The organism is Haloferax denitrificans ATCC 35960 (genome assembly GCF_000337795.1).
In the GTDB taxonomy this organism is placed as follows: Archaea; Halobacteriota; Halobacteria; order Halobacteriales; family Haloferacaceae; genus Haloferax; species Haloferax denitrificans.
In genome coordinates, this window is sequence record NZ_AOLP01000001.1 from 104,042 (window position 1) to 127,952 (window position 23,911).

The window sequence follows — 23,911 nt, forward strand, 5'->3', positions numbered from 1 at the left end:
ACCCGGTCGGTGCCCGCGGTGCGAACGGCCGACGCGAGTTGTACCCAAACCGATGAGTGAGTCGACGTTCCTCGAACAGACCAGAGTCCATCTCCACAAAGCGCTCGAAACGGACGACCCCGACGAGAAGAACTTTCATCTCCGGAATGCGCTTCAGCTCTGTGCGTGGGACGACCTGACCGACCGAGCCGAACAGAACGACGCCGACTGACGCTCTTCTCGCCACCGGTTCCGCATACTCGAGACTCGCTTAGGGACGAGTAGCCGAACCCACCGTCGATTCGCCTCGCGTTGGAGAAACAGTCGTCTCGACAGTCCGAATGATAGTACCTGTAGAATATATGTTTCAAATATAGTCTGTTTTCTTATGAAAGTCTCGTCTGCCCGTGTTGATGTGATTGTCGAAGGAGTTGTGCTTACAAACAGAAAATATCCGAAATTAAGTTCTTATTTCTCATATCTCCCGCATTAAATTCCAGTATTATAGATTTTTGTAGAGGGGCCGTTCTATTCGTTTTCAATGTTACTAGCTTAGAGTTATGTATTGGTATCTGACTAATTCTGCATTCGCGTGTTCGCGCTCACGGTCGTGGCTCCGCCGGAGATGGCTGTCTCGACGCGAGTCGGCTCGGTGACGAATCAGAATCAGTCGTAGCTCCGCGGCCGTTGCGAACGGACCGCTGGGAAGGACTGTCCGTGCTATGTGACTGTCGCACAATCTAGCTTTAATAGCACCCCCGGCGAACGACTAGGTAAGCCCTCGCAGGCGGTTCGCACGCAGTCGACCGGTGTCGCACCCGATGCCGCGTTTCGACTGTCGTCACGGTGTTGTTCCCGATGCCGCGTTTCGGGTCGTCATCACCCACCGATTGCCACCCACCTGTCCGGGTACAGGAGATTCCAATGCAACTTACAACCCTCTTCAACGACGATTCCGCCGTCTCACCGGTTATCGGTGTGATTCTGATGGTCGCGATTACGGTCATCCTCGCGGCCGTCATCGGTACGTTCGTCCTCGGCCTCGGCGATCAGGTCGGCGACACCGCTCCGCAAGCGAGTTTCAGTTTCGACTACAACAGCACGTCGGGTGATCTTACGATCACCCACGAAAGTGGGACCTCGATTGATGCAGACAGCGTCTCTATCTCGGGGCCTGTCGGCGATGACGGAGACACCTGGGCAGACATCGACGGTTCGGCAACCGAGATCTCCGCAGGGAGTTCGATTACCGTCACTTCGAACACCACCCCATTTGCCTCCGGTGAAACCGTCCGCGTCGTCTGGACCTCCGAGTCCGGCTCCAGCTCGTCAACGCTACAGAGCTGGACGTACAACGGCTGAGCAAACACTCCTTACGACCGCAAGGACGGCCCTCACCTTCCGAGTCGGGGGACGCACACAGGCTTTGGGTGCCGACCACACGACCACCAGTCCCGCCTCGGCCCAACGAACGTCCCGAGGGTGACGACTGACCAGTCGAAGACGGTCAGGCCCGCGACCAGAAGGAAGACAGTACCAAGAAACAACAGGGTGGCACGTGTCGGAATCGCTCTGTCGGAGCGCCAGTGACATTGATCGTAGTCTAGTCAAGACACGCCTGGTCAGAGTTTCTTTCTACCCTACCGTACCGCAGATGTAGCGGTCCTAAGACGACATTTGTACGGTGGCAGAGTGTTTCCAAGTTTTGTGTTGATATTCTAGATGAGGGACAGCACTACAGAATAGTTGTGGGACTAGGAAACTATAAACACAGCTTTGGTTGTGGGGCAGTGAGATAGCGAATTTTGGAGTTTAATAGGTGTATGAGTAGTCTCACGAGGTAAAACAACTATCTATGAGTCTATGATTAATGAAACCGTGTCGAGTCGGGCGACAGGAAATTTAATGTTAGCAAAGACCTGTATAGTAGATGTCATAGCTGAGAGTAATGTCACTGAACACATCTCAAATGGATCTGCTCGTTGTATCGCACTCATATGCAACATTTACCAAAGGCCAAATTGACGTTCTATCGGAACACTTTGACAGTATTACTGTTTTAGTTCGTTACAATCCCCTTGCTGAAATAAGCGAGTATCTCCCGATTTCAAGATTTGAACAGTTCACAAAGGATGCAAAAGTCAACCAGGCAGACATTCCTGAGAATGTGGGCGTACATCTTAGTCCAATTGTCTATCTACCAACTAGCAGGGGATATCGTCGCCTGGGAGATCGACATTATTCAAAGGTTAAAGACCAGATTGTAGCTGAGGATATAGACTTTGACATAGTTCACGCTCACTTCGCATGGACGTCTGGCTACGTCGCCACCCAACTGTCTGAAGAATATGATGTCCCTTCAATTGTGACGATACATGCAAATCAGGATAGGCTCTCCCGAGAGATGGACTCGAAGGATAGTTTAGTTGAGGATGTTTGGAGAGATGCAGATGCACTGATCCGCGTCAACGAAAAAGACGTGCCTAAGCTGTCAAAATACAACCAAGATGTCCATTCAATCCCCAACGGGTATTCCCGCAGTCGATTCAGAGTACTGGATAAATCGGAGGCGAGAGAAAACCTGGGTATCGATTCAGAGACACAGTTAGTATTCTCTCTTGGCCAATTAATCGAAAGAAAGGGATACAAGTACTTAGTTGAGGCAATCGACTCGGTTGATGATGATCGAGACCTAATATGTGCGATTGGTGGCCATGGAAAACAGAAAAAAGAGTTAGAGAACAAAATCACATCGCTTGGTCTTAGCGACAAGGTACAACTCCTCGGATACATTCCTGAAGAAAATCTTGATTTGTGGATGAATGCTTGTGATATATTCGTCTTGTCAAGCAAAGCCGAGGGCAACCCAACGGTGATGTTCGAAGCTCTTGGCTGTGGTAAACCGTATATTGGTTCCGCTGTTGGTGGGGTTGATGAAATAATAACAGAGGGAATTCATGGCTATACATGTGAACCAGAGAACATCAAAAAACTCACAGAATCCATTGAGCGAGGGCTATCAACGGATTGGGACCGGGAAATGATTCTAGAATACGGAAAGAACTTCACATGGGAGAAAATCGTTGATAAGACCCTAAAGGTGTATGATAAAGCTTACGAGAGATAGTCTTGTAAGCAGATACATCATCAAAACCACATGGAATGCACCCGTTAAGAGGATACGCCTGTGATTGAAAATTGAGAAAGATATAGATGACTAAGCGAAATATCGAAGCCGTGTTTGATCGCTTACTCATAGTTCTACCGCCAATTGTTGCTATTTCCTCAGTAGTCCTCTTATACTCTTTCCAAATGACAGATATGCTAGTTAATAGTTTCTATATCTCCATACCACTGTTATTAGCTCCACCCGTATATCTCGCTCTTCAAAAAAAAGATAATCAGCGCCCCAAAGAGATAATAAACAAAAAGCCAGCAATAGTCTTGTTTATTTTTCTCATTTCAGTCTCAACATTTGTCTCAGTGAGTGCAGTAGGACGGAGTATTTTGTTCTATGCGCCAGTATCTGCGGCGATATTGTTGGTTGTATTTCAAATAATATACCACGACTTCAATCAGAGATATTCATTCGTCGTCTTACTCCAGCAGAGCGCCATTATTCTATTGCTAGCGTGGAGTGTGAATATAGACCATGCGTTATATTTTGGAGGGACCGACCTCTTAGCTCACCGCTGGTATACACAATCACTTCTTAGTGCACACCACGTTAATGAAAACTTAGGTCAGTACTCTGGGTTCCCATTATTCCATATTTTGGTTAGTTCTCTCATCACAGTAATTAACTCTAACTCAATCATAGACATTATGTTCCTCGCATCAGGAATCATTTATATTAGTCTTCCATTGTCGGTTTTCTTATTCTCTAGCAAATTCTTTGGCAAGAAAATATCCCTCTTGGCTTCACTGTGCTCAGTGCTGTTCCCGTTTTATATCTACTATGGGCAGTACGCAATCCCTCGAAGTATAATTCCAATATTCTTCATTCAGTCGATCTGGCTGTGGGAATCAAAAGAGAGGGACAAGCATCTTATTGGGTTATTGTATCTGGTCGCAATAACACTGTTTCATGCTAGTAGCGGTCCGTTCATCCTAGTAACAATAGTAGGGTATATAGGGTTCAGACTCATTGATGTGAGAAGTCGAAATAGAGCAGCAGTTTCAGGGTACGCGGTTTATACTGCATCACTTTTGCTACTCGTAGTCACGCATTGGATATTTGTCGAAATAAGTCTCATAACATCAATCACCTCGCTACTTTCCACGGTCGGGGCAACGGGAAGTACTGGGCTATCATCACAGGCAACTAGTAGACTCAATCCGCTGAATAATTTTTACTGGGCGTTTTGGATCTTCTTTGGCTTGATTGGAACATATTTTGCTAGAGAGTATTCACAAAAAAAGTACGGGTGGCCTCTAGTACTATTCGGCGCATCGTTAATGGCTGTTGGAATACCAGGGCCACTCACTTCAATTGGGGTATTCGACAGCCTCAATTTTGACAGGTGGGGCCTTTATTCTGGAGTATTTATTGCAATTTCCACATCTGTTGGAATAATTGGAATGTTTAGAAAAACAGCCGGTGCAAAGCGAGCTCTCTTATTAGTTGGGATTGGGTTATTCATATTCTCCCAGATAGCCAATCCTCTAGTAGCATCAGGCGACCCCCTCTTCGGTGATCAAAAAGAGAAGCACTTCTCGAAGAGTGAATTGAATACGCTCAGATTTACTCTTACAAAAAGTTCAGATCCAGTCGTTGTTGATTACCTTACGGGGAGGTATATCCGGTTCACAGAGTACAGTCAGAGGAGGTATCTATTACAAGTCGATGCAACCGATAGAGGTATCGTTTGTCCACCAATGCAATCTAAGCTTGTGATTCGGTCTGAAGACCTGAAGACATCCGGTATTTCGGTCAGGCCATCAGTCACCGGCGAGTTTTCGTACACACGGGGTGGAACGACATTTGCCAACTTTAATCCGGATATTTCTACATGGAATGAATTGGAGAAAAAGAGCAAGATATATACAACGGGGGCAACAGACGTATATCAAACCGGAGGTAGCCGTTGCTAATTTATGGATAATAGTGACAATAAGCAAAACAAAAGAATGCTGATGGTTTCTTCTTTAAATATAAAGCCATTTGGGAAGAAAGGAAGCACTCCAGCAATCGAAGAGGCTGTCCAGCAATACCATGAAAATGGGTGGAAGATTACGTTTATCGGAGGCTTCAACACGACTGATAAGGAGTTTGATTTCGACGTTAAAGCGTACGGACTTCCGCTTGGATGGTTTCGGGGGTTGAGTGCCTATGCGAGTATTGGATGGCTCATCCGAATCTGTTATTGGGTTCTGTTCCAGATTCTTGGTTCCGTTTTGATAGTTCGCTCATTGCATAAAGAAGAGATTGACCTGATATACAGTTGGGACGTCTATGCTGTCTCAATGTGCAAGCTATGGTCAGTCGTTTTCAATAAGCCTGTAGTATCCAGAATTCTCGGCACGTGGGATTACTATACTAAGTGTGACTCTATTTTCTGGCGGTTGTGGTACTGGCCGCTTACCGTCGGTTTGCAGGTTCCTGTTGACCTGATTATACCGACCAATGATGGCACCAGGACAGACAAGGTGCTTGACTACTTAGGTGTGAGTTCAAATCTGTTGTTCCTCCGGAATGGAATTGACAAAGACGCCTTTGTGGAGAGTATTCCAACCAGATCATATTCAAATAAGAAGGCGTTAGCGCTCTCTAGGCTTGAATCTGGAAAAGGAATAGAATTGGCTATCAAAGCAATGCCAGAGGTATTAGAAGAACATCCAGAGGCAGAGCTGGTGATTGTCGGCGATGGGTCCCTCCGAGATGATCTTGAACGTCTTTGTCGCAAACTAGGTGTTAAGAGTCACGTTGATTTCAAGGGTCGCGTTCCGCATGATAGAGTCCAGGATTTCTATGCCAACTCGCAGGTCTTCTTATCACTTCAGCAAGTTTCCAACGTAGGGAATACACTGATTGAAGCCATGTACACTGCGTCTTGTATAATAACAATAAATAACGGTGGTACCGGGGAACTGATTTCAGATGACAAAAATGGGATGCTAATACCGACCCACGATATGCAGTTAAACCTCACCTCCAAAATCATTGAAGCACTACATACCCCATCGAAGTGCGCTGAATTAGGTGAAAATGCGTATCAATCTGCTCAAGAAGAGATACCAACCTGGGAAGAGCGAATGGATCAAGAGATAACCACTGTGAATCAGATTGTCAATGAGAACTAAGCTCAAGGAACAAGTGAGAACCCTTCTTCACGTAGTGCATGTGCGTGGATTGTTTTCGTGGCCTCACTGTATCATTCAAGCATTGAATGAGTTCTAAAACAAGCTTATTCAGCCGAATACTGTCAATCTTGTCAGCCAATGTTGGCAAGATGATTGTGGGTATCTTGATGACTCCAATTCTAGTTAGATACCTGGGAAGCGAGGGTTACGGAGAACTCTCGTTTCTCCTCTCAATCTATAGTTATCTTATACTTTTTTCTGGGTCAGGATTGGCGGCAAGTGTTCAAAAGCACATACCAGAGGCAAGAGATATTAAAAACTGGAAGGAGATGTTAGTCAAATACCACTTATTGACTTCCTTGAAAATAATTAGTACTTTTGTCATTTTCATACTACTTGTAACGTCAGTAGACCTAACACCACTGTTTGAAATAAAAGCAAGTTCACTATTGTGGCTTCTAATCGGGTACGTAGCCATTGAGTCTCTTTTTCTCGTTACGAGGAGCTCAGTTATGGCCGTTGGAGCAGAGAAAGTGTCTGAACCCATATATGTATTTAGATACATATTATACTTCGTTCTCTGTATCGTATTTCTGAGTCGTGGGTTAGGGGTTGCCGCACCTCTACTCGCTCATATGCTCTCTATTTTGATCTCACTCACGCTACTCTTTGTTAAGTTCGACAGATACATTCCAGTACGCCGTATCTTGTTTTCGGACACTAAGGGACTCCCAACAGGTGAACTTGTGTCTTTCTCGTCGTCAAGTATATTTTTGTCATTTGCAATGATATCATTGTACAATACTGACCTTATAATTTTGAAAATAGTAGAAAATTCAACAACAGTTGGATATTATAAGTCAGCACTAGTGATTGTTGAATTCCTTTGGTTCATTCCGATAGCAATCCAAACTGCCTATCTACACTCTACATCTCAGCTCTGGTCAGAAAACAAAACTAAAGATTTAGAGCGAATTGCGTCAACGACAACACGGACCGTCCTATCTCTGAGTCTAGTGATGGCAGTCGGAATTATGTCACTTTCGGATCAATTTATCGGTCTATACTATGGGCTTGAATTCCTCAATGCAAAAACAGCGTTACTAATACTACTTCCTGGCGCAATCGGATTTGCAGTTGCTAGGCCGCTCTACGCCATCTGTTTAGCAGGGAACCAGACCAGGCACCTTCGATACTTTATCGGTGGTTGTGCTCTGCTAAATGGAGTACTAAATATAATACTCATACCTCAATATGGTATGGCAGGGGCGGCGGTGGCGACCAGTGCTACTTACGGACTCATGTTTGTACTTATGACAATGTCATTACGTTTAAATGGTGTCGAAGTGAAAAACCTAATGCTGGAATCACAGATAGTTGCGATTTTCATTACCACAGTAGTGATTTACGGGTTCAAGTCAATTCTCTCGTCCAACATCGCACAACTAATCATTATACCGCCAGTTGGGTTCGTGATCCACACCACAATGTGCCACAGACTAGGGATTCTGGATGTGAAATCGATATACAAGAAGGTCACATAGGATATAGTACAACAGCGAGAATTAGTTCAACTAATCCCATTAGACGTTCAATCGAAAGTCTCGACTATCACTGTTCAGCTTGTCAGCCAACTCCAGAACGTGTTCAGAAACATCGATTTTGTCGTCAAGCAACGCCTTTCGTCTCGCGTTCCATGTGTCGTCGGACGTATCGAGCAGTCCCTCAATCACGCCCAGTAGCTCGTCGTACGCACAGTCCGGTGGAAGTTGCGAACAAAGCTGGTACTCGTGTTCCACTTCGTCGAGGACGCCAGCCGAGAGCGACGAGACGAATATCGACGGCGTCCCGAGGACGGCACTTTCGATAGCCATCGTCCCACTCTCGCCTAAGAGCAAGTCAGCGTAGTATATCAGGTCGTGCATCTTGTGGACTGGAAGGTTCACACGGCAATGCTCGACACTCGAAGGCAGGTCCGCCTCCGATGTGATAAGAACACGAACACCCTGTGCTTCGAGGTCTGTGACCAGCTTGGCGACCCTATCCAACCCTTTGTTCCCGATGTCGTGGACAGCTTCCCAAGACACCAACCGAAGGATGACCGCTGTGTCGTCGGGGTCAAGACCGACCTTGTCGAGAACCGCTGGGTCCGGCGAAAATTCGTTCGGGTGGAGGTACGATAGTTCGTGGAAGCCGGGATACCGAAGCTGTTTTTCGCCGAGGTCCTCGGTGTATGTTTCGGGAGTACAGACGTAATCTGCAAACGGGAACGTAATCGAGTTTTGGAGCGTGGCGTGTTCCGTGTCGGTGAAGACGATGCTCGTACCACCGACTAACGTTCCCGCATGTGCAATCGAGGGTTCGCCGATTGCGAGGAGTAAGTCGGGGCTGAACGTCCGCGCCTGCTGGATGATATGATACTCGTATTTGAGTTGGTTCAATAGCAGGCTGACCATCGACGTTGGCTTTTTTGCCACTAAATCGTAGTCGAGTTCGTAGCTGTCGAGGAGGTCCTCGACGATATCTTTTCCCCGAGCCAAGATTCTCACGTCGTCACCATTCCGGTCGAGCTTCTCGACAATCGGTCGGAAGAAGTGGACGTGTGCCGGATGTTGGATGGTGATGAGAACTTTCATTCGCGGATTTGAATTTCCTTACTCTCGTTCACTCGCATATCGAACAGCATCGCGAACATCAAAAAGAGACTCCCGGTCATAAAGAGCATCAGGCTGATCGACCCGCGGAGGAAAAGCGAGTCGCCCCACGCGAGTTTAGCGTACACCGACCAGCCTGCACCGAGAAGGCTGACGAGCGTGGTCAGAGCCCCGAACACGTAGAACAACGCGAGCGGGTGGAAGTCCAGTATCAGGTACTTCACCTTCAACCGCCACAGGAAGTTCGCAAGCAACATGCCGGAGACCTTGCGGATGTACGCGGAGTATTTGATACTGCTTTCTTCGTCGCCGTAGACGGCGGGCATCGCAACGTCGGCGATGCGCATCCCCTTCGCGTTCAGTTTGACGAGGAGGTCGTTACAGTAGCCGTAGTACTCGTACATGTTCTCGATTCCGACGTTCTCTAAGGCGTACTGTGAAATCGCGGTGTACCCATTTTGCGGGTCCATCATCTTCCAGTAGCCGCTTGCAACCTTCGTCAGGAACGTCAGGATGGAGTTGCCGAAAAATCGCCACTTCGACATCCCCTCGCGGAACTCCCGGTACAGGAGGCGATTGCCCTTCGTGTAGTCGGCGTCGCCCTCAATGATGGGGTCCAAGAAGCGGTCCAAGATGTCGGGGTCCATCTGGCCGTCGCCACCCATGACGGCGGTGATGTCCACCTCGTCTTCGAGTGCGCGACGGTAGCCGGTCTTGAGTGCCCCGCCGACGCCCCGGTTTTCCTCGTGTTGAATCGGGACGACGCGGTTCGCGAAGACAGTCCCACCGTCGCTGATCGGTTCGGGAGTCTCTTCTCGAAACGAGAACGTCTCGGAGTCGGGTTCGGTCTCGGGAGCCGAGTCGTTGACCTTCGCCGCGTATTCCTGAATCTCCGTCCACGTGTCGTCGGTCGAGCAGTCGTCGATGACGTACATGCGGTCGACGTAATCGGGCATCGTGTCGATGACCTCCCCCACGAATCCGGCCTCGTTGTAGGCGGGGACGACGACGCCGATGGTGTGGTCCCTATACATATCCTCCTCCGATGGTGTAGACGCGGTGGTCAGTGTCCGAGAGGTCAAGCGTGTCGCGGCCGTCGATAACGACGAGTTGGCCGTCCGACCGGGAGACATCGTCCCACCGAATCGTATCGAAGTCGTCGTGGTGAGTGACCATGACGACGGCGTCGAACGACCGGTCGTAAATTTCAGAGTGGTCGAGACGCGTGAGGTCGAACGCGTCCGTCTCGTCCAACATCGGATCAACGCCGTAGACGTCCGCGCCGAGGTCGGAACTAATCGACGCGATGTCAAGGGCGGGCGACGCTCGAATCTCCTCGACGCCGGGACGGTAGGTCAGTCCCAAAAGGAGCACGGACGCGTCTTCGAACGCCAGCCTCTCGGCGTCGAACTCTTCACGGAGTTTGTTCACGGTGAACTGCGGCATAGAGTCGTTGACTGCGCGCGCAGTTTCCAAAAGCGGTGTCTCCGTCTCGAACGGCTTGATGACGAAGTACGGATAAAACGGGATGCAGTGACCGCCGACACCCGGGCCGGGGTCGTGGATGTTACAGAACGGTTGGGTGTTCGCAACTTCGATAGCCTCGTTCACGTCGATTCCGAGTTCGTCGGTCAGCGTTGCGAGTTCGTTTGCGAGGCCAATGTTCACGTCTCGGTACAGCCCTTCGAAGACTTTCACGGCCTCGGCAGTCGTCGCGTCCGAAACTGGAAGGACGCCCTCGGCGTTGATTTCCTCGTAGATGAGCGTCGCGGCGCGCGTGCTCTCGTCGTCAATGCCACCGACGACCTTCGGATACGCACCGCGGATGTCTTCAAGCGCCCGCCCGCTTGACGTTCGTTCCGGACAGAACGCGAGACCGAACTCGCCGTGTTCGAGGGCGGAGTTGGCTTTGAGCGCCGCTCCGACACGTTGTTCCGTCGTCTGCGGCGGGACCGTACACTCGATGACGACGAGGTCGCCCGCCGACAGGCCGGTTGCGATGTCTTCGACCACTGCATCCAAGATTGCGAGGTCTGGTTCGTGGTCGTCGGTGATCGGCGTCGGGACGATAACCACGTGCACGCTCGCTTGGGCAGCGGCGTCTCGCGGCTCGGTCGTCACGGTGAGCGCGTCATCGGCCACGAGGTCGGAGACGAGCGTTTCTAACCCCGGCTCGCGCTTAACGTGACAGCTGCCGTTGGAGATCGTCTCGACGACCTCAGGGTCAATATCTGCGCCGATGACGTTTCCGGTCGTCTCTGCGTAGACGGACGCGAGCGGCAGGCCCATCTTCCCCAATCCGTAGACGGCAACAGGTATCTCACCATTCGTGAGGGCGTCGCGCTGTGCGGCTTCGTCGTGGTCTGAGTCGTAGATTCGGTCGATGAGTTTCGTGCTCATTGTACTGCGTCGAATGTCAGTTGCTGTTCAGTCGCGGTGTCGTCTATCGTCCGTGCGAGTTCCAGCGCCGCAAGTCCGTCTTCGACGGTGACGACGGGTGTCGAGTTGGTTGCAACGGCATCGACGAACGATTCGAGCTCGTTTTTCAGCGGTTCGCCGCGGTTGACCGTCGGGCGCTCGACGATACTTTCGTGACGGTATTTGATGTCGCCGTTGTTTTCGATATACTCGGGGACCGACTGGCGGTGAATTTCTATCGACTGGTCCATGTAGTCCACCTCGACGACGCACTCTTCGGCGGTGACGACGAGTCGCCGCACCTTTCGCTGTGTCAGTCGGCTGGCCGTCAGATTCGCAATCGTGCCGGATTCGAATTTGATTGTCGCGGTCGCGTGGCGGTTGTCCCGCACGCCGGCGCTGTGAACATCGACCGGGTCGGTATCAACGAGCGAGAGGACGATGTCAAGGTCGTGAATCATCAGGTCCAAGACGGCACTGTCGTCTATCGTCCGCTCCGGCGGCGGGCCGAGGCGCTCGGCCGTGATGCTCAGGACGTTCAGGCCGGGGATGATGTCGATGAGCGCCCGAATCGCGGGGTTGAATCGTTCGATGTGACCGACCTGAATCAGCGTGTCAGCCGCCTCGCGCGCCGAGAGCAACTCGTCTCCCTCCGAGCGGTCTTCGACGACCGGCTTTTCGATGAGCGGGGCGACGCCCGCGGACAGGCACGCTTTGGCGGTCGAAAGGTGGTACTGCGTCGGAACGACGACGGAGACCGCGTTGGCGCGGTCGAGCAGGTCGTCAATGTCGAGCGCGTCGGTCTCGTGTTTGCTGGCCACCGTCTGGGCCAGTTCCGTATCGACATCCGAGACGCCGACGAGGTTCGCGTTCGAAAGTTCGCTGTATACGCGTGCGTGGTGGCGACCCATCGAACCGACACCGATGACGCCAACGTCGAGTGGAGATTGCTTACTCATAGCTGTGGACTGCGTCGATGATTTGGTCGAGGTCCGAGTCGTCGAGTTCAGGGTGAACGGGAAGCGACAGCACTTCGCTTGCGACCCGTTCGCCGACCGGAGCCGTGTGGTCGATATGTTCGTACACGGGCTGTTCGTGCATGCACGTTGGGTAGTAGACGCCGGAGCCGACGTCGTGCGCTTCGAGATGTGATTTGAGTGCGTCGCGGTCGTCGGCGCGGACGGTGTACTGGTGGTAGACGTGCGTACTGCCGTCCGGTTCGACCGGAAGCGTCAGCGACGTTGATGACAGTCCTTCGGTCAGTCGCTCGGCGTTCGCCCGGCGCGCTTCGATGTACGACGGGAGGCGTTCCAGTTGCGCCCGTCCGATTGCGGCACCGATGCTGGTCAGCCGGAAGTTGTGGCCGACCTCGGAGTGGCCGTATTTCGCCGTCCGACCGTGGTTCACGAACCGAGCGGTTCGGTCGGCGATGTCGGCGTTATCAGTAGTAACCATCCCACCCTCGCCAGTGGTCATATTCTTCGTCGGGTAAAACGAGAAGCAGCCGACATCGCCGATAGAGCCGACGCGGTCGCCGTCGTAGACCGCACCGTGGGCTTGGGCGGCGTCTTCGACGAGCGGAATGTCGTATTCGTTGGCCAGTTCGGACAGTCGGTCGAGGTCGCAAGGAAGTCCGTAGAGGTGAACCACGAGAATCGCGTCGATTTCGTCGCTCGACTCGCGGAGCACTGCTTCGGCGGCGTCCGGGTCGAGGTTGTAGGTCGCCGGGTCGATATCGGCGAAGACTGGCGTCCCGCCCGCCAGCCGAATCGCGTTGGCCGTGGCGATAAACGAAAACGGCGTCGTGAGAACCCGGTCACCGGGGCCAATGCCAACGCCTTTGAGCGCAGCGTGGAGCGCGGTTGTTCCGTTCGACGTCGCCACGGCTTCGTCGGTGCCGCAGTAGTCGGAAAACTCGTCTTCGAACGCCCGAACTTCGGGGCCATCTGCGAGCATCCCACTTTCCATCACGTCGAGGACGCGGTCTTTTTCTGCCTGTCCCATCTGTGGGTTTGCAATCGGGATCATCGAATCAGATTTGGTCCATCTAGCTTTGCTGGCAGTTCCTCGTGGCTGGTGGGGACGCCTACCGCGAGCGTGTGCGGCGGTACGTCGTGGGTGACGACCGCACCCGCCGCGACGAACGAGCCTTCTCCGACGGTCACACCAGGGAGGACCGTCGCGTTCGCCCCGATCGAGACATCGTCTTCGATTGTCGGACCATCCATATCGACCTCGGCCCGTACAGGAACGGGGTCGTTGGTGAAAACGGCATGCGGGCCGATGAAGACGTCATCGCCAATCGTAGTGTGCGTCGGAATGTATACGCCTGTCTGGAGGCTCACACCAGACCCGATTTCAACCCGGCCGTCGATGACAGTGTTCGTGCCGACGAGCACGTCATCACCGATATCCGTCAATTCGCGGACGAGCGCGTTGTGGCCAGTACTGAACCGATCACCAATCACAACGTCATCGTAAACGATTGTGCCAGCTCGAATTGTACATTCGTCGCCGATGACCGGCGGCTCTGTGTCGGAGTGGTAGGCGTGACCAACCGTGGCATTCGCTGCGATGTCACAACCGTTACCGACAATTGGAGCGACAGTCATGCAGCTACGCCCTCCTAAATTTCTGTACTTGAGGGTAGTTCACGTTATCTCGTAACTCTACATCATCTGTAAAGAATATGTCGGCTATGCCGAGATATTCAACGTGAAATCTAAATAGGCTCATGAAGACCTACCGTGGGTCAAAACCCGGATATTACCTTCATCCATCTCATACTATACACGTTATAATCATGTAGAAGAAAATGGCGTGTCGTGCAAGTACTGGGGTTGATATAAGTCGAGTCTGAACGGGGAGTTATGAAGGCCGTGATTCTGGCCGCCGGAGAGGGAGTCCGGCTTGACCCACTTACAGCGACGCGACCCAAGGGAATGCTCCCTATCGGCGGGAAACCACTTTTACAACACATCATCGAATCGGTCGCGGCGACGGGAATCAACGACATCGTCCTCGTCGTCGGCCACAAACGAGAGCGGATCCAGAGTCACTTTAAAAATGGTGGTGACTGGGGAGTCAACATCCAATACGTTGTCCAAGAAAATCCACGAGGGACCGGAGACGCACTCCTCGAAGCAGAACATGTCGTCAGCGGCGAATGCATCGTCATCAACGGAGATCGAATCGTCGAACCAGACCTCATAAAACGACTGATTGAACGTCATCAAACGAACGGCCAAGCGTGTCTCGCAATCACCGAAGTTGAAGACCCGACCCAATACGGGGCGGTCATGATTGAGGGCAACCGTGTTATCGACATCAAAGAGAAACCGAAGGAACACGAGATCCAGTCGAATCTCGTCAACGTAGGGGTCTACGCGTTTGGCCCGGATATCTTCGCAGCCATCCGCCGAACTAACCACTACGGTGAGCTCAAACTGACTGACACGCTCAGAGAGTTCATTGACGACCACCTACTTCACGCGGTTCACTACGACGGGATGTGGCTTGAACTCTCACGACCATGGGACCTCTTGTCCGTCAACAGTGGTATTCTCGCTCAAACCGACTCAGTAATCGCCGACCCAGCAGTTGTAAGCAAAGGCGCAACCCTCGGTGACCCTGTTGTCGTTGGCGAACACTCCCGTATCCAACCCGGTGCACGGATCTTTCGAGATGTCGTGATCGGGGACAACGTGACGATTGGCGCGAATACCGTCATTACGAATGCGATCATCTTCGAAGACGCGGTCATTGAACCCGGGTCAGTCATCTCTGACTGCATTATTGGTTCGGGAACGACCATCGGCCCGCTGAATTCGATCGAAGGTGGTCGAACTGATGTCCGCGTTGACGACGAACTGTATACAGATGTGAAATTCGGTGGTCTTGTCGGTGACAACGTTGAAACCGCTGGGAATGTGACAATCGAACCGGGGACGATTATCGGAAACAACGTCTCTGTCGAAAGTGGCTCAACACTAACTGGTCGCATTCCGGAGAACGCACACGTCTTCCGAGGGTAGCTAGATAAAACAGGCATACGACTGTTTACCAACCGCGCATTGTATAATCTAGATGTATATTCAGGTTCGAATTAGTCGCTCCAATAACACTAAATAGTTTCATTCTGAAATGACAGTATCAACCGACTTGGTGAGTGAACTGCTAGCGGGAAGGCTACCGCTAGCTACCTCAGCACCAAAGGGGAGAATACGTCCACAATGTGCGGAATCACCGGCTACATCGGCGACAACGAGAGCGCATCAGTTCTCTCTGCAGGATTGAAGAATCTAGAATACCGTGGGTACGACTCCGCAGGGATTGCCCTCATTGGTGACGACGTCACCGTCCACAAACAAGAGGGGACGATTGATGGGTTGACGATCCCGTCGAACGCAGACGCAACACACGGCATCGGTCACACTCGTTGGTCGACCCACGGCGAGCCGACTGACGCAAACGCCCACCCACATACCGATTGTAGTGGGGATGTTGCAGTCGTCCACAATGGAATTCTCGCCAACTACCACGAACTCAAAGAAGAACTCAATGGCCACATCTTCGAGAGTGAAACCGATACAGAAGTCATTCCACATCTCATCGAAGAGGCAATCGCTGATGGTGCAGATCTTCGTGCAGCGGTGATGCGAGCGCTTGACCGTCTCGAAGGCAGCTTCGCGATTGCTGCAACGCACGCTGACTACGAAGGAATCGTCGCAGCACGCCAAGACAGTCCGCTCGTCATCGGACACGGCGACGAAGGGATGTACCTCGGAAGCGACGTCACGGCATTCGTCGAGTACACTCGCCAGGTATCGTTCCTCGAAGACGGCGACGTAGCCCATCTCTACGACGACGATATCGAGATCTTCAATGATGGCGAGCGCGTCACTCGTGAGGTCCAGACTGTTGACTGGGACGCATCTGCCGCTGGGAAAGCTGGTCATGACCACTACATGCACAAGGAGATTCATGAGCAGCCGACTGCGCTCCGGCAAGCAATTTCAGGTCGTGTCGATGATCTCGCTGGTAACGCATCGCTCAACATCGACCTCGACGACGGCTTTCTCCAGACGATTGATGAAATCCACATCGCTGCGTGCGGAACGTCGTACCACGCTGGTCTCTACGCAAAGGAATTGATCGAACCGCTGGTCGATATTTCGGTTCGTGTCGATCTTGCGAGTGAGTACGAGGTCTACGATGGCCACAACACCCAGGATACGCTTGTCGTCGCAGTCACGCAGTCTGGTGAGACAGCAGATACGCTCTCGGCAATTCGACGTGCAAAGGCATCGGGAATGACGACGTTCGCGGTGACCAACACTGTCGGTAGTACGATTACCCGTGAAGTCGACGACTCGCTGTTTATCAAGGCTGGGCCGGAGATTGGTGTCGCAGCGACGAAGACGTTTGTCTCGCAAGTAACTGCACTCGCGTTGTTCGCAACGTATCTCGGCCGGCTCCGGGGGACGATTTCCGCCGATGAAGGCGCAGACATCCTCGAAGATATTCGGCAACTCCCGAGTGCTGTCCAGGCGATTCTCGATGAAGAAGCACAGATTCGGCGCTTGGCCGCACAGTACAGCGATAGTAAGGCGTTCTTCTTCATCGGCCGCGGACTTGCACAACCGGTCGCACTCGAGAGCGCCCTGAAACTCAAAGAGATCTCGTACGCCCACGCAGAGGGATTCGCTGCGGGTGAGTTGAAACACGGCCCGCTCGCACTCGTCACAGAAAATACGCCTGTCCTCGCGTTCTTGAACCAGAGTGCCGCTCCCGAGGAGACGCGGAATAACGTCAAAGAAGTTGAATCTCGGGGTGCCCCCGTTATCGGTCTGGCGACCGACGGTGCTGACGAGTCGTTCTGCAAGCACACGATCGACATCCCTGAACTGGGTCGACTCGAACCGCTTGTTGCGAATGTCGCACTCCAGCTGTTCGCCTATCACGTCGCCAACGAGATGGGTCGTCCAATCGACAAACCGCGGAATTTGGCGAAATCGGTGACTGTGGGGTAGCTACCGAACTACGACACCAGTTGCTTCTCTTTCGATACACCTTATGCTTCGCTTTGTGTAGCCCTCGTTAATGCTCACCACACGAGGTCAGAGGGTTGCTGGTGTCGTCGTGCTGCTCCTGTGTCTCGGTGGGTTATTGGTCTGGTTCGGCTCACTTGCACCGAACCCTGCAGTCGGTGCATATCCGGGTGATGACGAACTCGGGGCAAACTATGACGCGTACCTCGACGAGCCGGTCGCTGTTGGTGGGACAGTCATCGAGGTGGAACCGCTGACAATTGTCGTTGAGTACGGTGCTGGCGAGGTGATAGAACTCCGTCTTGTAGACGAAGACTCACAACTCACAGCGTCCCACGGAGACCATGTTACACTCTTCGGGACGGTGAAACCCGACCGGACGATCCTCGTTGAACACGCCTACGCCGTTCCGGGAGGGCAGTATCTCTACATGTATCTCGTTTCATTTGGCGGCGGCCTCTGGGTACTTGCTCGACTTATCCGAACCTGGCGTTTCGATTGGGACACATGGGCACTCATTCCTGACGATGAAAATTCCATGACACGAGGCGACGATGCCTGATCTGCTTTCACATGCGCTCATCGCCTATAGTCTCGCGACGATTGCGTCGTGGCGATACGACTGGATTACTCGCCCCTATGTGACGGCTGCGATGGCTAGCGCGTTCATTCCCGATATGGCGAAAGCAGCACTCGTTATCCCGAGCGCACGAGTTGCACAACTCATCGGAATGCCGTTTGACTGGTTCGGGCTCCACACCCTCGGTGCCGTCGTTTGTTCTGTACTGATTGGGGTGGTCCTCATCAGCCAGCACGAGCGCCGTCGTGTTGGGTTACTGCTGAGCCTTGGTGCGAGTTCGCATCTTCTCGCAGATGCGCTTCTCCGCAAACCGACTGGGCTCTCCTATCCACTCCTGTGGCCACTCTCTCGTGTGTATCCACCAACTCCTGGGCTCTACCTGAGCACGGATATCTGGCCTGCAGTCGTGTTGAGCATTGTCGCAGCCGTCGTTTGGAGCGTCGATAAACGTCTGGCACCCACCTAGGTCTCTGTTGAGTCGTAACGACTGTCTGTCTGTGACCTGCCGTCTGGTTCAGTCTTCGCCGTGACTGATTTTCAACTGAGAGTCACAACTATTTTCGTTCAACTTTCAGAGTACTACCCATGCAGACAATCCTCCTTGCCGCCGGCCAAGGAACGCGGATGCGTCCGCTAACTGAGCAGCGTGCCAAGCCGATGCTTCCTGTCGTCGACAAGCCACTTGCAGCCCATACTGCAACGACAGCCGTCAACGCAGGCGCAAGCCGTCTCATCATCGTCGTCGGCTACGAATCCGAAGCCGTACGCGAGTACTTCGGAGACGAGTACGCTGGTGTTCCCGTCGACTACGCAGTCCAGTCCGAACAACGCGGAACTGCAGATGCAGTCCGAGCCGCCGAACCACAGCTTGACGACGGGCCGTTTGCCGTCCTGAATGGTGACGCCCTCTACGATGAAGCCTCTCTCACACAGCTCTTCGAAAATGCACCCGCAGTCGGGTCGTATCGAGTCGATGATCCCACGCAGTACGGCGTCCTCTACACCGACGAGGACGATACCCGCGCAACAGGTGTCATCGAAAAGCCGGCAGACCCACCATCGAACCTCATTAACACGGGGGCGTACGTGTTCCCGGCTGCGGCCCAGTCATGGCTCGAAGTCGGCGAAAGTGAACGCGGCGAACTCGAACTCACGGACGTACTCGAACGTGCTTGTACTGAAACGACTGTCTCTGCGGTACCGTTCGAGCGCTGGTTAGACGTCGGCCGTCCGTGGGAGCTCCTCGAGGCAAACGAATGGAAACTTGAGGGAGTCAGCCGGTCGCTTGACGGCGAGATACATGAGGATGCCAACATTCGCGGAAATGTCGTCGTTGAGGAAGGGGCGACTGTCGACGCGGGCGTGGTAATCGAAGGCCCGGCGCTTATCCGCGAGGGTGCAACCGTTGGCCCGAACGCGTACGTCCGTGGGCACACGCTCATCGCTCGGAACGCAACAGTCGGCCATAGCGTCGAAGTCAAAAACAGTATTCTCATGGACGGGGCGACGGTTGGTCATCTCTCGTATGTCGGCGACAGTATTCTCGGTCGTGATGTGAATTTCGGCGCGAACACTACAGTTGCGAACCTCCGTCACGACGACGAATCTGTGCGTGTCCAGGTCAAAGGTGAAGAGACGACAACCGGACGCCGAAAGTTCGGTGTCGTTTGCGGTGATGATGTGAAGACGGGGATTCAAACCAGCTTGAACGTAGGCGTCAAGCTCGCGAGTGGTGCTCGAACGAAACCTGGTGAGGTTGTCTTAGAAGAGAACCGGAATTAATGCCAGCGCTCGTTGCCCCACAGCGGGCTTCGGCCTCACTGATGTAACTCACATGAACGACTTTCTCGGTCGTTTCGACCGATAGCTCACCAACTTCGTCTTCAACCGTGTGTTCGTCATCACTCTCTGATTCCTGAGTGTCTTCGAAATCGTCGCTTTCCATAGCGCTCGGTACGAAGGTCCGGTAGATAACCGTTACTGGGAATTACGCTTGCATGTGCAATGATTCAATTAAAAATAGTCACGAGACCAAGAATGACGACTAAACGAAGCGAACTAACTATGAAAGGGCTACTCTCTTTCGGTCTTCTCAACGACGTCACGTGCAGTCTCAAGTAACGCATCAGCCTGCTTTTCAGATCGCGCCTCGGACGTGAGCCGAATCAATGGCTGTGTGCCGCTCGCACGGACGAGGATCCAACCATCGTCGTGCTCGACGCGAACGCCGTCAAGCGTGGAGACCGCCGTCGAATCGTACTGTTCGAGCAGTGACGAGCGGACGGCTTCCATTATACCGTGCTTCTGGTCAACTTCGAGGTCTGTCCGACGAAGCGGATACGACGTGAGCTCGGAACGCTGGGTTGCAAGCGAGCCACGTTGTTCAACGAGTTCGACAAGTTTACACGCCGCAAGCGGGCCATCGGGACACAGCGTTTCGTCGGGCCAGATCCACGCACCACTCGGTTCACCGCCGAAGACTACGTCATTGTCCTGTGTCGCTTCGGCGACGAACACATCACCCACTTTCGTCCGCGTGAGCGATGCACCCTGTGACTCAAGCACGTCGTCGACGAGGAGACTCGTATTCAGTGGGGCAGCGACACGCTCACCAGCAGAAACCACATCACGGCCGAAGAGTGCGAGTAGTTCGTCGCCCTCAACGAACGACCCCGTTTCGTCAACTGCCATCATTCGGTCTGCATCACCATCGTGGGCGATTCCGAGGTCAGCACCAGTTGCTTCAACGACGGAACACAACGTTGCACACGTCTCTGCTGTCGGTTCACTTGGCCGTCCGGGGAACCGACCGTCTGGCGTTGCATTAAGCGTCTGAACATCACAGCCCATCTCCAGTAGCGCGTCAACGGTTGCACCACCCATCCCGTTTCCAATGTCGACGACAACAGAGACATCGCCATCGATATCGACTGCGTCACATAATTGACTGACGTGAGATTCTGTAAGGTCTGAGACGGTCGTTTCGTTGCCAACAGAGTCCCACGAAGCGGTAATCTCGTCATCTGCTTCAAGTGCGCCCTCAATTGCGTCACGACGTGGTTCGTTGAATGCTTGTCCCGACGGCGACCAGAGTTTGAATCCGTTATCTGCCGGTGGATTGTGTGAGGCGGTGACCATCAGGCCCGCGTCGGCGTCAGTCACCGACACACCGCGCGCAAGCGTCGGTGTTGCGACACGGCCAGCACGGATGACATCGACACCTGCCCCACGAAGTGCCGAACTCGCGGCGTCTGCGAGGAGCGGACTCGTTGTCCGTGCGTCGCGACCGATGACAATACGGCCGTAGTTACAGGCGGCAAGCGCGTGCCCGAGCGATGCGGCGAACTCAGGAGTGATGGTGTCTCCGAATCGACCTCGAACCCCACTCGTTCCGAACATACAGACAGATTCACATATTTCGCAATGAACGCTTCGTCTCTCAGATCATGTTCATTTTAATAACTAGGTTGTGACTGAGAATGTAGGATCATTCGGTGCGTTCAAGTTGATGTCATTGAATGTGTGTGCAAACCAGAACATGAACCTCACCTTCGTCTCGAACGTCGTTTATCCCTACATCACTGGTGGCGCAGAAAAGCGTATTCACGAAATCGCCACCCGACTCTCACAGAACGGCCACGACGTGACCATCTACGGCCGCCACTTCTGGGACGGCCCGAAAGAGACGACCCACGAGGGCGTCACCCTCCGTGCAGTCGCCCCCGAAACAGAACTCTACACCGACGACCGTCGCTCGATCACCGAAGCGCTCGATTTCGCCGCCCGTCTCGCCTACCCACTCGCCAAACGACTCCACAACGAGAATCACGACCTCGTCGTCGCCTCCGTCTTTCCGTACTTCCCTGTGCTCTCCTCGAAGCTCGCCGCCCTCGGGACCGACGTGCCCGTCGTCACGACCTGGCACGAAGTGTGGGGCGACTACTGGGACGACTACCTCGGCGTGCTCGCCCCCTTCGGGAAGTTCACCGAACACCTCACCGTTAGAGTCCCCCAACACCCTATCGCCGTCTCGGGTATCACCGCCGACCGCCTCGCCGATATCGGCCGGGACAGAGACACTATCGAAGTCGTCCCGAACGGCATCGACGTCGACCAGATTCGAAACGCGCCGCGTCCCGACGAGGGCGACTCGTTCGACGTGCTGTTCGCCGGGCGACTCATCGCCGACAAGAACGTCTCCACCCTCCTCGACGCCTTCGACCGCGTGGCCGACGACTACGACGACGTCACCCTCGGCATCGTTGGTGATGGCCCGGAGGTCGACCGTCTCAAACAACAGGCGAACGCGTTGGATCACGCCGACCGGGTGAGTCTGCTGGGCTTCCTCGACGAGTACGAGGACGTGTTGGGGCAGATGCGCGCCGCGGACGTGTTCGCCTCTCCCAGTACGAGAGAAGGATTCGGCATCACCTACGCCGAAGCGATGGCCGCCGACTGTACCGTTATCGGCGTTCAGCATCCCGAATCTGCGGCGAGTGAGGTCATCGGCGACGCGGGGTATCTCGCCGAACCAACCGTCGATTCAGTCGCAGACTCATTAGACCGAGCACTTGCGGGTGAACGACCACCGACGGAACCCACGAAACGCGCTGAACAGTATGATTGGGATAGCGTCACCGACCAGGCTGAAGCGGCGTATCGCCGGGCAGTTAACGGCAGCTGGTAACTGCCGAGGTGAACTTGGGGGCGAACCACAGTCGTGAACACTTATCGGCCACCCTCCAAAGTAACATCCAATGCCCAATTCTCCACGTCGGCGTATTGTTGGTATCCTCGTCTTACTGGGGTGTCTGTTCGGACTCATGGTTTGGTTTGGGTCACTCGCTCCTGCCCCAGAGGCGGGCGCATATCCTGGGTCGGAAGAGTTGGGAACGGACTACGACGCATGGGTGGGCGACCAGGTGAGTCTCACGGGCACCGTCATCGATACTGACCCACTCACGATCAGCGCCGAGTACGGAGCTGGTGAACAGGTCCGCCTTCGCGTCAGCAACGCTGCTGTCGATGCACAACAGGGCGATACTCTCTCAGTATACGGCGTCGTCGAACCGGATCGGGAACTCAGTTCGTTGAACGCCTACACCGTCCCGCCGGGGAACTATCTGTACATGTACGCCGTTTCGTTCCTCGCTGGCCTGTGGGTGCTTGGGAGGATTATTCGGTCGTGGCGTCTCGACGAGACGTGGTCGCTCGTGCCGCGGGAGGCACCACTCCGAATTCGTGACATCATCTCCCGACCTAAACACACGGAGGACCACGATGCCTGACTTGCTCGCACACGCTCTTCTCGCATACACGATTGCCACGGTCGCCTCGTGGCGCTACGAGTGGATCACGCGTCCATACGTCACTGCCGCGATGGCTGGGGCGTTCATCCCCGACATGACCAAGGTCAGGTTACTGATCCCGAGCGCTCGAGTCGAGCAATTGCTTGGCATTCCGTTTGATTGGATCGGCCTTCACACAGCAGGCGCAGCACTGTGTTCGGTCCTCATTGGTGTTCTTCTTGTCTCTGAGACAGAGCGCCGCCGTGTCTTCACGCTCCTTTCAGTAGGTGCTGCGTCGCACCTCATCGCGGACGCCTTCCTGTTGAAACCGACCGGGTTGTCGTACCCACTCCTTTGGCCGGTTACTCGCATCCACCCGCCGACTCCAGGCTTGTACCTGAGTACTGATTTCGAACCGGCGCTCGTCCTCGGGATAGTTGCACTCGTCGCCTACGGTGTTACCCGAGTTAAGACAGATCAAGGCCGTTCGTAATTCAGTCGCTTCGTCTGCTCCTGTTGTATCGCCCTCCAGTTAACCTTCACACCCAGGCAACCGGCCAGCCTAGATTACCCACACCGACCCACGAATTGGGTTGACACACACGATACCATCGAGTGTGAGAGTACAGTTCGTCTGCT

At 53.6% G+C, this 23,911-nt stretch carries 21 protein-coding genes; 14 read left to right on the top strand and 7 right to left on the bottom strand.

All coding sequences use genetic code 11. The annotated features are described in order from the left end of the window. Positions 1-52 precede the first annotated feature (52 nt). The 6 genes from C438_RS19550 to C438_RS18655 all read left to right on the top strand — a co-directional run bounded on the left by C438_RS19550 (position 53) and on the right by C438_RS18655 (position 7,826). Positions 53-211, top strand: a complete 159-nt coding sequence (locus C438_RS19550; protein WP_004967223.1) for a hypothetical protein — start codon at positions 53-55, stop codon at positions 209-211. Between the two features lie 692 nt (positions 212-903). After that, entirely contained in the window at positions 904-1,341 is a 438-nt protein-coding gene (locus C438_RS00420) for a type IV pilin (protein ID WP_004967224.1), read from the top strand. Positions 1,342-1,927: 586 nt separating this feature from the next. Beyond that, positions 1,928-3,106 carry a glycosyltransferase gene (locus tag C438_RS00425; protein WP_083899885.1) on the top strand — a complete coding sequence of 393 codons (1,179 nt, stop codon included), beginning with the start codon at positions 1,928-1,930 and terminating at the stop codon, positions 3,104-3,106. Positions 3,107-3,804: 698 nt separating this feature from the next. After that, the gene (locus C438_RS19205) at positions 3,805-5,073 is read left to right on the top strand and encodes a hypothetical protein (protein WP_160166856.1); all 1,269 of its coding nucleotides are present in this window, start codon (positions 3,805-3,807) and stop codon (positions 5,071-5,073) included. 3 nt (positions 5,074-5,076) lie between these two features. Continuing rightward, entirely contained in the window at positions 5,077-6,282 is a 1,206-nt protein-coding gene (locus C438_RS18650; RefSeq protein WP_083899887.1) for a glycosyltransferase family 4 protein, read from the top strand. Positions 6,283-6,368: 86 nt separating this feature from the next. Next, on the top strand, positions 6,369-7,826 hold the full coding sequence (locus C438_RS18655; RefSeq protein ID WP_083899889.1) for an oligosaccharide flippase family protein: 1,458 nt from the start codon (positions 6,369-6,371) through the stop codon (positions 7,824-7,826). Between the two features lie 39 nt (positions 7,827-7,865). On the opposite strand, the gene C438_RS00435 is transcribed toward C438_RS18655, so the two are convergent. The 6 genes from C438_RS00435 to C438_RS00460 are packed head-to-tail and all read right to left on the bottom strand — an operon-like array spanning position 7,866 to position 13,966. Further along, on the bottom strand, positions 7,866-8,918 hold the full coding sequence (locus tag C438_RS00435) for a DUF354 domain-containing protein (protein ID WP_004967230.1): 1,053 nt from the start codon (positions 8,916-8,918) through the stop codon (positions 7,866-7,868). After that, positions 8,915-9,970 (bottom strand): glycosyltransferase family 2 protein, encoded by a 1,056-nt coding sequence (locus C438_RS00440; RefSeq protein ID WP_004967231.1) that lies wholly within the window; start codon positions 9,968-9,970, stop codon positions 8,915-8,917. Before C438_RS00440 ends, C438_RS00435 begins: the two co-directional genes overlap by 4 nt. Continuing rightward, entirely contained in the window at positions 9,963-11,336 is a 1,374-nt protein-coding gene (locus C438_RS00445) for a nucleotide sugar dehydrogenase (protein WP_004967232.1), read from the bottom strand. Before C438_RS00445 ends, C438_RS00440 begins: the two co-directional genes overlap by 8 nt. Continuing rightward, positions 11,333-12,313 carry a Gfo/Idh/MocA family protein gene (locus C438_RS00450; RefSeq protein WP_049917609.1) on the bottom strand — a complete coding sequence of 327 codons (981 nt, stop codon included), beginning with the start codon at positions 12,311-12,313 and terminating at the stop codon, positions 11,333-11,335. The genes C438_RS00445 and C438_RS00450 overlap by 4 nt, the downstream gene beginning before the upstream one ends. Continuing rightward, positions 12,306-13,382, bottom strand: a complete 1,077-nt coding sequence (locus tag C438_RS00455) for a DegT/DnrJ/EryC1/StrS family aminotransferase (protein WP_049917610.1) — start codon at positions 13,380-13,382, stop codon at positions 12,306-12,308. The genes C438_RS00450 and C438_RS00455 overlap by 8 nt, the downstream gene beginning before the upstream one ends. Next, positions 13,379-13,966: an acyltransferase gene (locus C438_RS00460; protein WP_004967235.1), complete on the bottom strand. Its 588-nt coding sequence runs from the start codon at positions 13,964-13,966 to the stop codon at positions 13,379-13,381. The genes C438_RS00455 and C438_RS00460 overlap by 4 nt, the downstream gene beginning before the upstream one ends. A 258-nt stretch (positions 13,967-14,224) precedes the next feature. Between C438_RS00460 and glmU (C438_RS00465) the strand changes: the two genes are divergently transcribed. From glmU (C438_RS00465) to glmU (C438_RS00480), 5 genes are all read left to right on the top strand, one after another. Beyond that, positions 14,225-15,388 carry a bifunctional sugar-1-phosphate nucleotidylyltransferase/acetyltransferase gene (glmU, locus tag C438_RS00465; protein ID WP_083899891.1) on the top strand — a complete coding sequence of 388 codons (1,164 nt, stop codon included), beginning with the start codon at positions 14,225-14,227 and terminating at the stop codon, positions 15,386-15,388. A 198-nt stretch (positions 15,389-15,586) separates the two neighbouring features. Then, entirely contained in the window at positions 15,587-17,386 is a 1,800-nt protein-coding gene (gene glmS / locus C438_RS00470) for a glutamine--fructose-6-phosphate transaminase (isomerizing) (RefSeq protein WP_049917611.1), read from the top strand. 70 nt (positions 17,387-17,456) lie between these two features. Next, positions 17,457-17,966 carry a hypothetical protein gene (locus C438_RS00475; protein WP_004967240.1) on the top strand — a complete coding sequence of 170 codons (510 nt, stop codon included), beginning with the start codon at positions 17,457-17,459 and terminating at the stop codon, positions 17,964-17,966. Beyond that, positions 17,959-18,450: a metal-dependent hydrolase gene (locus tag C438_RS18660; protein ID WP_004967241.1), complete on the top strand. Its 492-nt coding sequence runs from the start codon at positions 17,959-17,961 to the stop codon at positions 18,448-18,450. The genes C438_RS00475 and C438_RS18660 overlap by 8 nt, the downstream gene beginning before the upstream one ends. 119 nt (positions 18,451-18,569) lie before the next feature. Beyond that, a complete protein-coding gene (gene glmU / locus C438_RS00480) occupies positions 18,570-19,766 on the top strand; it encodes a bifunctional sugar-1-phosphate nucleotidylyltransferase/acetyltransferase (RefSeq protein WP_004967242.1) in 1,197 nt (398 codons plus the stop codon). Positions 19,767-20,057: 291 nt separating this feature from the next. Here the strand turns inward: glmU (C438_RS00480) and glmM are convergent, their stop codons facing one another. Then, positions 20,058-21,383 carry a phosphoglucosamine mutase gene (gene glmM / locus C438_RS00485; RefSeq protein WP_049917612.1) on the bottom strand — a complete coding sequence of 442 codons (1,326 nt, stop codon included), beginning with the start codon at positions 21,381-21,383 and terminating at the stop codon, positions 20,058-20,060. 139 nt (positions 21,384-21,522) lie between these two features. Here glmM and C438_RS00490 point away from each other — a divergent pair, with 139 nt between their 5' ends. The 3 genes from C438_RS00490 to C438_RS00500 all read left to right on the top strand — a co-directional run bounded on the left by C438_RS00490 (position 21,523) and on the right by C438_RS00500 (position 23,765). Beyond that, positions 21,523-22,671 carry a glycosyltransferase family 4 protein gene (locus C438_RS00490; RefSeq protein WP_004967244.1) on the top strand — a complete coding sequence of 383 codons (1,149 nt, stop codon included), beginning with the start codon at positions 21,523-21,525 and terminating at the stop codon, positions 22,669-22,671. Positions 22,672-22,741: 70 nt separating this feature from the next. Beyond that, entirely contained in the window at positions 22,742-23,272 is a 531-nt protein-coding gene (locus C438_RS00495; protein ID WP_049917613.1) for a hypothetical protein, read from the top strand. Then, the gene (locus C438_RS00500) at positions 23,265-23,765 is read left to right on the top strand and encodes a metal-dependent hydrolase (RefSeq protein ID WP_004967246.1); all 501 of its coding nucleotides are present in this window, start codon (positions 23,265-23,267) and stop codon (positions 23,763-23,765) included. Before C438_RS00495 ends, C438_RS00500 begins: the two co-directional genes overlap by 8 nt. Positions 23,766-23,911: the final 146 nt, after the last annotated feature.

What these genes read in the sequence shown, in the direction of transcription:
- C438_RS19550 (WP_004967223.1), top strand. Translation starts at nt 53, where the DNA reads ATGAGTGAGTCGACGTTCCTCGAACAGACCAGAGTCCATCTCCACAAA.
- C438_RS00420 (WP_004967224.1), top strand. Translation starts at nt 904, where the DNA reads ATGCAACTTACAACCCTCTTCAACGACGATTCCGCCGTCTCACCGGTT.
- C438_RS00425 (WP_083899885.1), top strand. Translation starts at nt 1,928, where the DNA reads ATGTCACTGAACACATCTCAAATGGATCTGCTCGTTGTATCGCACTCA.
- C438_RS19205 (WP_160166856.1), top strand. Translation starts at nt 3,805, where the DNA reads ATGTTCCTCGCATCAGGAATCATTTATATTAGTCTTCCATTGTCGGTT.
- C438_RS18650 (WP_083899887.1), top strand. Translation starts at nt 5,077, where the DNA reads ATGGATAATAGTGACAATAAGCAAAACAAAAGAATGCTGATGGTTTCT.
- C438_RS18655 (WP_083899889.1), top strand. Translation starts at nt 6,369, where the DNA reads ATGAGTTCTAAAACAAGCTTATTCAGCCGAATACTGTCAATCTTGTCA.
- C438_RS00435 (WP_004967230.1), bottom strand. Translation starts at nt 8,918, where the DNA reads ATGAAAGTTCTCATCACCATCCAACATCCGGCACACGTCCACTTCTTC.
- C438_RS00440 (WP_004967231.1), bottom strand. Translation starts at nt 9,970, where the DNA reads ATGTATAGGGACCACACCATCGGCGTCGTCGTCCCCGCCTACAACGAG.
- C438_RS00445 (WP_004967232.1), bottom strand. Translation starts at nt 11,336, where the DNA reads ATGAGCACGAAACTCATCGACCGAATCTACGACTCAGACCACGACGAA.
- C438_RS00450 (WP_049917609.1), bottom strand. Translation starts at nt 12,313, where the DNA reads ATGAGTAAGCAATCTCCACTCGACGTTGGCGTCATCGGTGTCGGTTCG.
- C438_RS00455 (WP_049917610.1), bottom strand. Translation starts at nt 13,382, where the DNA reads ATGATCCCGATTGCAAACCCACAGATGGGACAGGCAGAAAAAGACCGC.
- C438_RS00460 (WP_004967235.1), bottom strand. Translation starts at nt 13,966, where the DNA reads ATGACTGTCGCTCCAATTGTCGGTAACGGTTGTGACATCGCAGCGAAT.
- glmU (WP_083899891.1), top strand. Translation starts at nt 14,225, where the DNA reads ATGAAGGCCGTGATTCTGGCCGCCGGAGAGGGAGTCCGGCTTGACCCA.
- glmS (WP_049917611.1), top strand. Translation starts at nt 15,587, where the DNA reads ATGTGCGGAATCACCGGCTACATCGGCGACAACGAGAGCGCATCAGTT.
- C438_RS00475 (WP_004967240.1), top strand. Translation starts at nt 17,457, where the DNA reads ATGCTCACCACACGAGGTCAGAGGGTTGCTGGTGTCGTCGTGCTGCTC.
- C438_RS18660 (WP_004967241.1), top strand. Translation starts at nt 17,959, where the DNA reads ATGCCTGATCTGCTTTCACATGCGCTCATCGCCTATAGTCTCGCGACG.
- glmU (WP_004967242.1), top strand. Translation starts at nt 18,570, where the DNA reads ATGCAGACAATCCTCCTTGCCGCCGGCCAAGGAACGCGGATGCGTCCG.
- glmM (WP_049917612.1), bottom strand. Translation starts at nt 21,383, where the DNA reads ATGTTCGGAACGAGTGGGGTTCGAGGTCGATTCGGAGACACCATCACT.
- C438_RS00490 (WP_004967244.1), top strand. Translation starts at nt 21,523, where the DNA reads ATGAACCTCACCTTCGTCTCGAACGTCGTTTATCCCTACATCACTGGT.
- C438_RS00495 (WP_049917613.1), top strand. Translation starts at nt 22,742, where the DNA reads ATGCCCAATTCTCCACGTCGGCGTATTGTTGGTATCCTCGTCTTACTG.
- C438_RS00500 (WP_004967246.1), top strand. Translation starts at nt 23,265, where the DNA reads ATGCCTGACTTGCTCGCACACGCTCTTCTCGCATACACGATTGCCACG.